We start from the raw sequence: 11,815 nt of genomic DNA on the forward strand, positions 1-11,815 counted from the left end.
GGAATTGAAAACATGACAACCATTACTTTACCGGCTTTACCATACGGTTACGAAGATCTTGCTCCACACATCAGCAAAGAAACTTTAGAATTCCACCACGACAAACACCACAACACTTATGTTGTGAACCTGAACAACTTGATCGCGGGTACGGAGCTTGAAGGTAAAACTTTAGACGAAATCATCAAAGCAACTGCAGGCGATGCAGCTAAAGCTGGTGTATTCAACAACGCAGCGCAAGTTTGGAACCACACGTTCTACTGGAACTGTATGGCGAAAAACGGTGGTGGTAAAGCTACTGGTGCTTTGGCTGCTAAAATTGATGAAGCTTTCGGTTCTTACGAAAAATTTGCTGAAGAATTTGCTGCTGCAGCAACCACTCAATTCGGTTCAGGTTGGGCTTGGTTAGTAGCTGACGAAGTGAATGGCAAACTTTCTATTATGAAAACTTCAAATGCTGACACACCAATGGCGCACGGCAAAGTTGCAGTATTGACGATTGACGTTTGGGAACACGCTTACTACATCGACTTCCGTAATGCACGTCCTGTTTACATCAAAACTTTCTTAGAAAGCCTTGTAAACTGGGATTACGCAAATGCGAAATACGCAGGTCAAGATGCTGGTGTAGAAAAATAATTTCTATTTTTCTGTAGAAAAACTGCTCTTTATGGGCAGTTTTTTTATTTTTGCAGATGAAATGAATATTTATAAAGCAAACAATACATTTCTGATGATGAACGTGTTGACGACTTAAACTTTCATCCCTAAAATGCCCCACAGATTCTCCAATAGCTCAGTCGGTAGAGCGACGGACTGTTAATCCGCAGGTCCCTGGTTCGAGCCCAGGTTGGAGAGCCAATCTATTCTCCCATAGCTCAGTCGGTAGAGCGACGGACTGTTAATCCGCAGGTCCCTGGTTCGAGCCCAGGTGGGAGAGCCAAGATTCTAAAAATCCCACGCAGTATGACGTGGGATTTTTTTTTGCAATTTTTATTGTTTTTATAGTGGATATGATGTTCTAAACGAATGGAACAGGCCTCACTCTCCCCTTAAATCAAAATTAAAACCATACAGTGAAGATCGGGCTATCCCCTCTTGTGATGACTCTATTTTTTCGCTAACTTAGGTTCATCAACAACAATAAAACTTGAAAGCCCATGCAAGCGCCTTGGTTAAAATCCCTGATTTTTTGGACAATTCTGATTGTGGTGATTTTTGCAATTTTTCAATGTACGCAAAAATCTGAAAGCAATAAAACTGCTGCGACACTCATGTATGAACGTCTGTATCAATGCAGTCGTGATCTGAACGCACAACAACAAGCCACCTTAAAACAAATTCAAAGCCAAGTGAAAACAGAAATGACTCAGCAAGAGATGCTGCAATTAATTAACTTATGTCGTAAAACCAACCCACCACAGACACGCGAAGATTATATAAAAGCCATTCAAGCACTCTAAAAACTGCGTTAAAACAAAGCTAGATGATTATTTTTAAAGCAGTTAATCTATAATTACGGTTTTTTTTCAATTCCAGCTTGACCAAAAACAGATACCCACATAGAATGCGTGTCAGATTCTCCCATAGCTCAGTCGGTAGAGCGACGGACTGTTAATCCGCAGGTCCCTGGTTCGAGCCCAGGTGGGAGAGCCAAAATTCTTAAAAAACCCACGCATTATGACGTGGGTTTTTTATTCCTGCTGTTTAGGGTCTAACGACACCGCATCATCTATGTTTGAATCCAGTCAATCGACTTTCTTGCTTATTGGCAGCTTGGCTAGCCTTGCCCTGTTTATCTTAATTTTTAAGCAATTATTTTTCCCCAAGAAAAACTTTTATCCTAAACCGATGATGACTGCTTTTGAACACAGAATGTTTATGCGTTTAAAACAAGCTTTTCCTGAGTATCACATCTTGGCACAAGTGGCGTTTAGCGCATTAATCACCAACAACCACTATAAAATTCGTGCGCTGTTTAATCGTAAAGTGACTGATTTTGTGATCTTAAATGCAGAAATGCAGGTCATTGCAATTATAGAGTTAGATGACCCCTCACATATTGGCAAAGAACAGGAAGATGCAGAACGGGATGCAATGTTTCACGAGGCAGGTTATCGCGTTGTCCGATACACCGAGATTCCAAGTATCAGACAACTACAATCAGATTTGAGTTGAAATCATCAACTCGATATTAAGGTGTAGCTTCTGAAGCAGCTTGTGTCTGACCCGCCTGCTTCGCTTGCTGTGCTGCAGCTTCACGCGCTTCAATACGCGCAATAATTTCTGCCTGTTGTTGTTTATATTTTTCCTGATTTTTAGCATCACTATTAACTGCTAAAAATGCCATGCTAACCAAGAAAATAGGAATCAACAAACCTAAGCTTGCCAAGAAAATCATCTTTTTTAGGCTTGGCTTTTTTGCAGGTGCTTGCTGTTCAGACTGTGACATCATCTATTCCTAATTCAAACTTCAAAATGAGGCTCAATATATCAGAATAATGCTGATTGTGCTTTGTGCATAAGTACGCACGCTCTAATGCTCAGTTTAATTTTTAACAGCAAAAATTGATCAGCGATCGAATAAAAAAGCACCTGACCAAACTACCATCAGATGCTTTGCTCAGTTTTTTATCGCACAGAAATATTTACATTAAAGCCAATACGATTCCTGAAAAAATAATCAGCCCTACCCAACGGTTATGACGAAATGCCCAAAAACAGCGTTGCGGGTCTTTATCTTTGGTTTTACTCCATTGGTATATAAAGTCTGCAACCACAACCAGTAATGCCGCTAAACCAAACGGAATCAATAAATTTTCTAACCACAATGCCGTACCAATCAAAAGTACACTGCCCGCTTGCAACAATGAAATAATTTGAATGTCATAGCGACCAAATAAAATTGCGGTAGATTTCACCCCAATTTTCAAATCATATTCACGGTCTGTAATTGCATATTGAGTGTCATAAGCCACAGTCCACGCCAAATTGCCAAAATACAATAACCAACAAGTAAGATCAGGCGTTGCACCTACAGCGGTATAAGCCATAGGGATAGACCATGAAAATGCCGCTCCCAAGAACACTTGCGGTAAATGAGTGTAGCGTTTCATAAATGGATAAATAAACGCTAAAAATAATGCCCCAAATGACCAATAAAAAGTTTCAATCGGTAAGAACAACAACATGGCTGCGCTTAGTGCAACCAAACCTAAGAATACATAAATGGCTTCTTTGGCACTAATCACACCCGTGGCTAAAGGACGTGTTTTGGTACGCTCTACATGACCATCTACCTTACGGTCAGCAAAGTCATTAATGGCACAGCCTGCAGCGCGCATAAAAATTGTGCCCAGAATCATAGGGATTAATATCCCGATAGACGGCATGCCCTGATTAGCAATCCACAAGGCCCAAATGGTTGGCCAAAACACCAGTTCTGTGCCAATCGGTTTATCGAAACGACACAAATAATAATATGCTTCTAAACGCTCACGCCACGTGATCTGCTGTGCCAATGCCATACCAATCTCGTATCTTAATGTTGTTGAATAAATTGCTCAAAACGGGGTAAAAAAGTTTCTTGCACAATAAATTTACAGCCATGCCAAGTATAGCAACTCTGCCGTGTCCAGCCTTCATCGAGCAAAACCACACGCCTTTGACACAACGGATTGGTACGCTGAAATAAAAACCAGCCAATGGGTTTATTGCCAATATGCTGAAATAAACGGGCTTTGCTTTGCAAACTTAGAATCGGAAAAATACTTTTGGCTTTGACCCATGGCTGTTCATCACACCCATATAAATAGCTTTCACGCACCCATGAAGTGTGCCAATGTGGCATTTGCATCCACTGGGCATCTTGTAAATTTAAACGCTGAAAAGATTGCTGCAGTGGTTCAACTTTAAATTGTCCGCCTGCGAGCTGAGTCAGTTGTTGGGTCAAAGAACCTGCTGCATATAGCCATGTTTTTAATTCAGAAGGCAGATTTGCCTGCTTGGGAAAAATAGGCTGTGTTCGCATGTTCCGCCACCTTAACAAGATAGCCTAGTGTAGCCCAAATTTAGGCAAAGTTTTGTGACCGATGGCGCAATTCCCTGCAATTATCCAAAAAAATTAAGCGAATTCTTATATTTTGATAAAATCCATGCCAATTCAAAACCATGATTGCACCATCTAAAACAAAAAACCCGCCGAAGCGGGTTTTTCAAATTTAAGATTTTTGATGTATTACAAGCTGTAGTACATATCAAATTCAACTGGGTGAGTCGTCGTGTTCAAACGACGTACATCTTCAGTTTTCAATTCGATATAAGCATCAAGCATGTCTTTGGTGAATACACCACCTTTTAATAAATAGTCGTGATCTTCTTTCAAAGCATCAAGCGCCATTTCTAGGTTGTGTGCCACAGTTGGGATTTTTGCTTCTTCTTCAGGCGGAAGGTCATACAAGTTTTTATCTGCAGCTTCACCTGGGTGAATCTTGTTTTGAATACCGTCAAGACCCGCCATCAACAATGCCGCAAAACCTAAGTACGGGTTCATCATTGGATCAGGGAAACGCGCTTCAATACGTTTGCCTTTCGGGCTAGACACGTAAGGAATACGAATAGATGCAGAACGGTTACGCGCTGAGTAAGCCAACATAATTGGTGCTTCAAAGTGCGGTACTAAACGCTTATATGAGTTGGTCGATGGGTTAGTCAACGCGTTCAAAGAGCGGGCATGTTTGATAATACCGCCAATGAAGTACAACGCCATTTCTGACAAACCTGCGTATTCATCGCCTGCGAATAAGTTTTTGCCATCTTTAGAGATAGACATGTGTACGTGCATACCTGAACCGTTATCGCCTACCATTGGTTTAGGCATAAAGGTTGCAGTTTTTGCATATTGATGCGCAACGTTCCAAACTGCATATTTGAACTGTTGCACTTCGTCAGCCTTACGCACCATAGTATTGAAGCTCACACCAATTTCTAACTGGCAAGATGCAACTTCATGGTGATGTACTTCTACACGACCAGGCCCCATGATTTCTTCAATTTTTGCACACATATCTGCACGCATATCTTGAGAAGAATCTACTGGTGGTACTGGGAAATAACCGCCTTTCACACGTGGACGGTGACCTGAGTTACCAGCTTCATAGTCTTTACCTGTAGACCATGCTGCTTCTTCTGCGATTAATGTATGGCGCGCGCCAGACATATCGATGTCCCATTTTACTTCGTCAAATACGAAGAATTCTGGTTCAGGACCAAAGAAAGCCGTGTCACCAATACCTGTCGATTTTAAATATTCTTCAGCACGGCGAGCAATAGAGCGTGGATCGCGATCATAGCCTTGACCTGTAGATGGTTCGATAACATCACAAGTCACAACCACTGTTGGCTCAGCAAAGAACGGGTCAATGAAACCAGTTGCAGCATCTGGGCGTAAGATCATGTCTGATGCTTCGATTCCTTTCCAGCCAGCAATTGAAGAACCATCAAACATTTTACCGTCTTCAAAGGTATCTTCATCGATACTGTCTGCAGGATAAGTTACGTGCTGCTCTTTACCCTTAGTATCTGTAAAGCGGAAATCGACCCATTTTGCACCACTTTCTTGGATGAGTTGAAGGACCTTGTTCGCCATGCTCATTTTGCTCCGATGTTTTTTGTTGCACTCGAAAGTGCGTGTTAGTAGTTGGTAGTTATTAAGCAATTAGCGTACCAACTTTTAAAAGCAATGCTAAAACCATGAATTCCGTATGAGAACACATCATTTAAATAATTTACTTTGACGCTATTATACTGTCAGAAATACGAATTGCACCATATTCAAACACTGTTCATTTGTTTTGATAAAAAACGCCAAAACAAAGCACTATTTTAGTGCATTTTTTGTAAGCTTCTGCAACTGTGCCACTAAAAACACCAGCCAAACTCGCTCAATTCGCGGCAGTAATTGTTCTGATCTATATAATGATTGCTCTATCTAATAAATTGCGTGCTGCAAATGTTGTTATTTTATTCAGCTAAAATAACAACATACTTTAAAAATTATAAACCCACCTAATTTCTAAGCGACATCCACGTAAAAACAGCATAGCAAGCATCAATATTTTCTTTGACGTTTTTAAAGTTTTAGTTGGCTTAGCCTTTTAATTTTTACGCATAGGAGATGCAACTTTTTAGCGCAACAACAATCTTATCGGTACAGTCATATAGTTTGTAGCCTGTCTATGACAGCCCGATGAACATTTTTTGATTTCCTAGAAAATTGCTTTCGTTTATTTTCTTAAAAGATTGAATACCACTGAATTCACATTGAAAAAAACTCAATGCAGCACTCTGCTGATAATCCTTAACAGCGATTATCATATAAATAGTCCGCAGAAAATGCTTATTTTTTGCTATGATGATAAGCGCTTCCTTATTCCACCTTCTTTTCGACAAGAAAAATAAAGTCCTTTCTCGTTATAGGCGCAGGAATAAAGCAAATTATCTCAGACTCTTTAGCACTTAAAGTGTTCAATTTTCAATAGGTTAGCTCATGCTTTTAATGATCGACAACTATGACTCTTTTACCTACAACATCGTCCAGTATTTTGGCGAGTTAAATCAGGAAGTAAAAGTCGTTCGTAATGATGCCGTGACATTAGAAGATATTGAGCGATGGCAACCCAAGTATTTGGTGATTGGCCCAGGCCCTTGTTCTCCATCTGAAGCAGGGATTTCTATTCCTGCAATTCAGCATTTTGCAGGCAAAATTCCGTTACTGGGTGTGTGTTTAGGACACCAAAGTATCGGACAAGCCTTTGGTGGAAACATTGTGCGCGCTAAAACCGTGATGCATGGTCGTTTATCGGATATGTACCACAGCAACACAGGTATTTTTAGCAATCTGCCTTCACCATTTTCTGCAACCCGTTACCACTCTTTGGTGATTGATCAAGCAACCTTGCCAGATTGTCTGGAAGTGACATGCTGGACCAAAGAAGCAGATGGTTCGATGGAAGAAATTATGGGCGTGAAGCACAAAACTTTGCCTGTTGAAGGCGTGCAATTTCACCCCGAATCGATCCTGAGCCAACACGGTCATCAAATCTTTAAAAACTTTTTGGAAATTTACGCATAATGAGCGAGTCAAATCACATGAATATTCAACAAGCACTCAACCATATTACAAAACAAATTCACCTGACTCAGCCTCAAATGGAAGATGTGATGCGCGCGATTATGTCGGGCGAAGCAACAGACGCTCAAATTGGTGCATTGATGATGGGCTTACGCTTAAAAGGCGAAAGCATTGATGAAATTACTGCTGCTGCACGTGTAATGCGTGAATTTGCCATCAAAATTGATGTCAGCGATATTCCTTTTCTCGTAGACATTGTTGGTACAGGTGGCGATGGTCAAAACCTATTTAACGTATCTACCGCTTCTGCTTTTGTGATTGCAGCTGCAGGTGCAACCATTGCCAAACACGGTAACCGTGGGGTTTCAACAAAATCAGGTTCATCAGACTTGCTTGAGCAAGCAGGCATTAATCTTGATTTAAACATGCAACAAACTGAACGCTGTATTCGTGAAATGGGCGTAGGTTTCTTGTTTGCACCGAATCATCACAAAGCCATGAAATATGCGGTTACCCCGCGTAAAGAGTTGGGTATTCGCAGTATTTTCAACTTGCTTGGGCCATTGACTAACCCTGCGGGTGTAAAGCGTTTTGTCATTGGGGTGTTTAGCAATGAATTATGCCGCCCGATTGCAGAAGTGATGAAACAGCTCGGTGCTGAGCATGTCATGGTGGTGCATTCTAAAGATGGTTTAGATGAAATTAGCCTTGCTTCGAGCACTTATGTTGCAGAACTCAAAGATGGTGAAATTACCGAATGGGAACTTACCCCTGAAAGCGTGGGAATTGAATCTCAAACTTTAACAGGACTGATTGTAGAAAACTCTGCTGAAAGCTTGAGTTTGATTAAAGATGCTTTAGGCAAAAACAAATCAGACAAAGGCGAAAAAGCGGCCAATATGATTGCACTCAATGCGGGTGCGGGTATCTATGTTTCGGGTCTAACTACAAGCTACAAACAAGGTGTCGCTTTGGCACATGACATTATTTATGGTGGACAAGCTTTGGAAAAAATGGGCGTGTTGTCTGAATTTACCAAAACGCTCAAACAGTACGAAGCATAAAGCAAATCAGGAAGGTGCATCATGGTGGATATTAGCAATACCATTTTAGGTAAAATTGTAGAACGTAAAAAAGAAGAGTTTGCCGAGCGTTTAAAACAACGCAGTTATGCAGACCTAGAACAATTGGCACGTGCAGCAACACCTGCACGTGGCTTTGCACAAGCCTTGCATAACAAACGCCCAGCGGTGATTGCGGAAATTAAAAAAGCATCACCATCTAAAGGCATTATTCGTGAAAACTTTGACCCTGCCGAAATTGCACAGCAATATGAAGCCGCAGGCGCAGCCTGTTTATCTGTGCTGACTGATGTCGATTTCTTTCAGGGTGCAGATGAAAATATTCAGATTGCCCGTTCACACTGTAACTTGCCTGCTCTGCGTAAAGATTTCTTGATTGATCCGTATGGTGTGGTAGAAGCACGTGCCCTACACGCAGACTGTGTGTTATTGATTGTGTCTTGCCTATCTGACCAACAGTTGGAAGAAATGTCGGAAACGGCTTTTGAACATCACTTAGATGTGTTGGTTGAAGTGCATGATGAAACTGAATTGGAACGTGCTTTAAATCTTTCAGAGCGTTGTATTTTAGGGGTCAATAACCGAAATTTAAAAACCTTTGAAGTCGATTTAAATACCTCATTGCGTTTAAAAAACTTGTTGCCGCCTGCGCGTTTATTGGTCACTGAAAGTGGTATCGCCACACCAGAAGATGTCCGCATGATGCAAGACCATGAGATTCACAGTTTCTTGGTCGGTGAAAGTTTTATGAAACAAGCACGTCCTGACCATGCCTTTACGGCACTGTTTGGTCGGCCTGAAAATCTATAATCCAATTTGAAATACCATGAGTAAACATGATTCTTCGCTTTCTAAAGAACAGTACAATTTACTAAAATCTTTTAAAAAGCAAATCACTCAGCCTCATACTTCAAGCATTGCCAAGCCGTCTGAACCCAAAGTTCAGACGCCTGAGCAACAACAGGAAGATGATCTCGCATTGTTTCGTCAGCAAATGCAAGGCGTTCAAAAAATGGACGCAGGCAATATTGCAAAAATCGAACACACTGCCAAGAAAAAACCAGATGCCCAAACGCTGGCCAAACGTGCTGCAGCGATGGGACCAATGGAAACAGATGAAACTTTGCTGTCCGATACACAAGCCATGCTGAATCCAGTTGGCAGTCAAGCTGCATTGAGTTATCGGATCGCAACCCTGCAACATAAAGTCTTTGAAGATTTAAAAGCAGGTAACTTACGCTGGTTTGAAGCTGTAGATTTACATGGCTGTACCGTAGAAGAAGCACGAGTTGCAGTGCTGCAAATCATTCAAATGGCCAAAGATGAAAACCAGAACTTGATTAAAATTGTACATGGTAAAGGCCCTGAAGCCATTTTAAAAACCTATGTGAACGGTTGGCTGCGTCAGCATCGAGATGTTTTGGCTTTTGTCAGTGCGCCTGAAAAACAAGGTGGTACTGGTGCGGTTTTAGTGTTGCTTAAACGCAGTGAAAAGAACCCAAAGTTTAAACAGTAATCGGATTCATCTTTTAAACAGGGCATTGCAATAGTTTTCTGTTACAATGCCGTCCTTGTTCAATATCAGTGTAAGTGAACACGTCTTATGTCTATGCAGCAATCCTACGCAAACATCCTAACCGCCGTTGGTGAAGATCTTAATCGTCCAGGTCTCAAAGATACGCCGATGCGTGCTGCTAAAGCTTTTTCGTATTTAACTTCAGGTTATAGCCAAACTTTAGCCGAAGTCACCAATAATGCAGTGTTTCCATCCGACAACCGTGAAATGGTGTTGGTTAAAAATATTGAGTTCTACTCACTATGTGAGCACCATTTATTGCCATTTTATGGTCGCGTGCATATCGCCTATTTACCTGAAGGTAATGTTTTAGGCTTGTCTAAATTTGCCCGTATTACCGAAATGTTTGCACGTCGTTTGCAAATTCAGGAAAATCTGACTCAGCAAATTGCGGAAGCTGTGGCTGAAGTGACCAAAGCACGCGGTGTTGCTGTGGTGATTGATTCAGCCCATATGTGCATGATGATGCGCGGTGTAGGCAAACAGGAATCGACCACACGTACCGTATCTTTTGTAGGTGACTTTAAAACAGATAAAGAAGCCCGTCGTGAATTTTTAAGTGCGGTGCCTGAGAGTTTTTAAATTGTGGCTAAGTTCCTCAATCAAATAAAAAATCCCGAAATTTATGTTCGGGATTTTTGGGTTTTAGATTAAAAAATTAGCTTGATACATCTTCAGATTCAACCTACAGACACATTGTTGCGTCCATTATTTTTTGCCATATACAAGGCTTTATCCACTTCTTCAAAAAAACGTTGATAGTCTGGATGCCCATCATATTCATGCACACCTATACTAATGGTAAAGTTAAATTCTTCACCTGTTGATGTTTTTAATGTGGCTTTTTCGACACGTTTACGAATATTTTCAGCGACTACCAAGGCACGATCAATGGTGGTATCAATCTGTAACAGTAAAAATTCTTCGCCGCCAATTCGGAAGGCATAGTCACTCCCTTTTGCATATTGCAAAATCACATCAGCTAAAAACTGTAATGCATCATCTCCTGCTGCATGTCCATAACGGTCATTGATTGATTTAAAATGATCGGCATCTATCGCCAACAATGTTAAAGGCGAATTATTTTTTCGTGAAAAATTAATTTCACGGGACACGATGGTATTTAAATAACGGCGGTTGAGCAGTTGAGTTAAGGCATCATTGCCTGAACTGATATATTCAGACACCTGAAAAATTTGATCGACTAAATGCAAAATTTCACGATTCTTGGCACGAATGGATTGAATCATTTCAATTGCCTGTGCCTGACTTTCACATTGACCAATTTTCTGAATTAATTCATCCACCTGATAAATAAATTCAGTAATAGTTTGTACTTGTTCCGAACTTGAAAATGCATAAGCCGCTTTATGAATAAACCATAAACCAAATTCTGTTTTAGATAAAATCGGTTGCGTCATTTTGGTGTGATCGGACACCACCTGAAACATCAGTTCATTTTCCCAATCCAGCAAAGTTCCGCGTTGTCGATCTTTGTGCACGGCAACATCTTGCATGGCAGAAAATAAGCGATAGGTATGTTTCATATCATTATGTACTTCGACCTTCATTTCATAAGATCGGCACATAATTTCTGTGGCAAAGCATAAAATTTGGCTTAAATAATTAAACTGATTTAAGTTGCTATTGGCTTCTGTTGCAAAAAACTAAAAGCCTTTTTTATAATAACGCGCACACCACGAATAATCAGCCAAGATGGAATTTGTACACGTGCATGCACATCGCCCACTTTAAATTGCTTTTCTACAATCTCGTTATAATTGTGTTGAAACGGAACTTCAAAACTGGAAATTAGCCACTGATATAAAGAGTTTTTTAAGCGATTCTTCACCATCTCTGCAGACAAAAATTCTGTCGCATGTTCTTCAAGCAACATTTGCTGATAGAACTCGATCACAAAATCTTCTGCATGTGCTTGAATAAACTGCTAAATTTTAACGGGTTTCACCAGCAACTCAACTTGTTTAGCTGGTTTTTTACAATTCAGTATAAATTCAACAGCTC

General features: G+C 40.7%; 12 protein-coding genes, 3 tRNA genes and 1 pseudogene. 11 read left to right on the forward strand and 5 right to left on the reverse strand.

All coding sequences use genetic code 11. The features are described from left to right. Nucleotides 1-12 precede the first annotated feature (12 nt). From FTV43_RS00715 to FTV43_RS00740, 6 genes are all read left to right on the forward strand, one after another. Entirely contained in the window at nt 13-639 is a 627-nt protein-coding gene (locus FTV43_RS00715) for a superoxide dismutase (RefSeq protein WP_026438302.1), read from the forward strand. A gap of 146 nt (nt 640-785) precedes the next feature. Beyond that, a tRNA-Asn gene (locus FTV43_RS00720) sits at nt 786-861 on the forward strand. A gap of 6 nt (nt 862-867) precedes the next feature. Beyond that, nucleotides 868-943: transfer RNA gene (locus tag FTV43_RS00725), tRNA-Asn, on the forward strand. Nucleotides 944-1,160: 217 nt separating this feature from the next. Next, a complete protein-coding gene (locus tag FTV43_RS00730) occupies nt 1,161-1,463 on the forward strand; it encodes a hypothetical protein (protein WP_004971899.1) in 303 nt (100 codons plus the stop codon). A 117-nt stretch (nt 1,464-1,580) separates the two neighbouring features. Then, nucleotides 1,581-1,656: transfer RNA gene (locus FTV43_RS00735), tRNA-Asn, on the forward strand. Between the two features lie 78 nt (nt 1,657-1,734). Then, nucleotides 1,735-2,178: a DUF2726 domain-containing protein gene (locus FTV43_RS00740; protein ID WP_179994653.1), complete on the forward strand. Its 444-nt coding sequence runs from the start codon at nt 1,735-1,737 to the stop codon at nt 2,176-2,178. A 16-nt stretch (nt 2,179-2,194) separates the two neighbouring features. Here FTV43_RS00740 and FTV43_RS00745 read toward each other — a convergent pair whose 3' ends face one another. The 4 genes from FTV43_RS00745 to glnA form a co-directional block, all read right to left on the reverse strand. Further along, the gene (locus FTV43_RS00745; RefSeq protein ID WP_167845873.1) at nt 2,195-2,452 is read right to left on the reverse strand and encodes a hypothetical protein; all 258 of its coding nucleotides are present in this window, start codon (nt 2,450-2,452) and stop codon (nt 2,195-2,197) included. Between the two features lie 196 nt (nt 2,453-2,648). After that, nucleotides 2,649-3,527, reverse strand: a complete 879-nt coding sequence (gene ubiA / locus FTV43_RS00750; RefSeq protein ID WP_179994654.1) for a 4-hydroxybenzoate octaprenyltransferase — start codon at nt 3,525-3,527, stop codon at nt 2,649-2,651. Between the two features lie 14 nt (nt 3,528-3,541). Then, a complete protein-coding gene (locus FTV43_RS00755) occupies nt 3,542-4,030 on the reverse strand; it encodes a chorismate lyase (RefSeq protein ID WP_004971911.1) in 489 nt (162 codons plus the stop codon). A 207-nt stretch (nt 4,031-4,237) separates the two neighbouring features. Next, nucleotides 4,238-5,653 (reverse strand): type I glutamate--ammonia ligase, encoded by a 1,416-nt coding sequence (gene glnA / locus FTV43_RS00760; protein ID WP_179994655.1) that lies wholly within the window; start codon nt 5,651-5,653, stop codon nt 4,238-4,240. Nucleotides 5,654-6,547: 894 nt separating this feature from the next. Between glnA and FTV43_RS00765 the strand changes: the two genes are divergently transcribed. From FTV43_RS00765 to folE, 5 genes are all read left to right on the forward strand, one after another. After that, a complete protein-coding gene (locus FTV43_RS00765; RefSeq protein WP_004971915.1) occupies nt 6,548-7,132 on the forward strand; it encodes an aminodeoxychorismate/anthranilate synthase component II in 585 nt (194 codons plus the stop codon). Between the two features lie 17 nt (nt 7,133-7,149). Next, on the forward strand, nt 7,150-8,196 hold the full coding sequence (gene trpD / locus FTV43_RS00770; RefSeq protein ID WP_096901041.1) for an anthranilate phosphoribosyltransferase: 1,047 nt from the start codon (nt 7,150-7,152) through the stop codon (nt 8,194-8,196). Nucleotides 8,197-8,217: 21 nt separating this feature from the next. Beyond that, nucleotides 8,218-9,024 carry an indole-3-glycerol phosphate synthase TrpC gene (gene trpC / locus FTV43_RS00775; protein WP_179994656.1) on the forward strand — a complete coding sequence of 269 codons (807 nt, stop codon included), beginning with the start codon at nt 8,218-8,220 and terminating at the stop codon, nt 9,022-9,024. A 16-nt stretch (nt 9,025-9,040) separates the two neighbouring features. After that, complete coding sequence (locus FTV43_RS00780; RefSeq protein WP_179994657.1) at nt 9,041-9,730, forward strand: Smr/MutS family protein; 690 nt, start codon at nt 9,041-9,043, stop codon at nt 9,728-9,730. 93 nt (nt 9,731-9,823) lie between these two features. Further along, nucleotides 9,824-10,372 carry a GTP cyclohydrolase I FolE gene (folE, locus tag FTV43_RS00785; RefSeq protein ID WP_171062567.1) on the forward strand — a complete coding sequence of 183 codons (549 nt, stop codon included), beginning with the start codon at nt 9,824-9,826 and terminating at the stop codon, nt 10,370-10,372. A 98-nt stretch (nt 10,373-10,470) separates the two neighbouring features. On the opposite strand, the pseudogene FTV43_RS00790 reads toward folE, so the two are convergent. After that, a pseudogene (locus FTV43_RS00790) lies at nt 10,471-11,738 on the reverse strand (diguanylate cyclase); the annotation flags it as partial. Between the last annotated feature and the right edge of the window lie 77 nt (nt 11,739-11,815).

Origin of the sequence: Acinetobacter sp. YH16053 (assembly GCF_013417035.1) — a bacterium.
GTDB lineage: Bacteria > Pseudomonadota > Gammaproteobacteria > Pseudomonadales > Moraxellaceae > Acinetobacter > Acinetobacter towneri.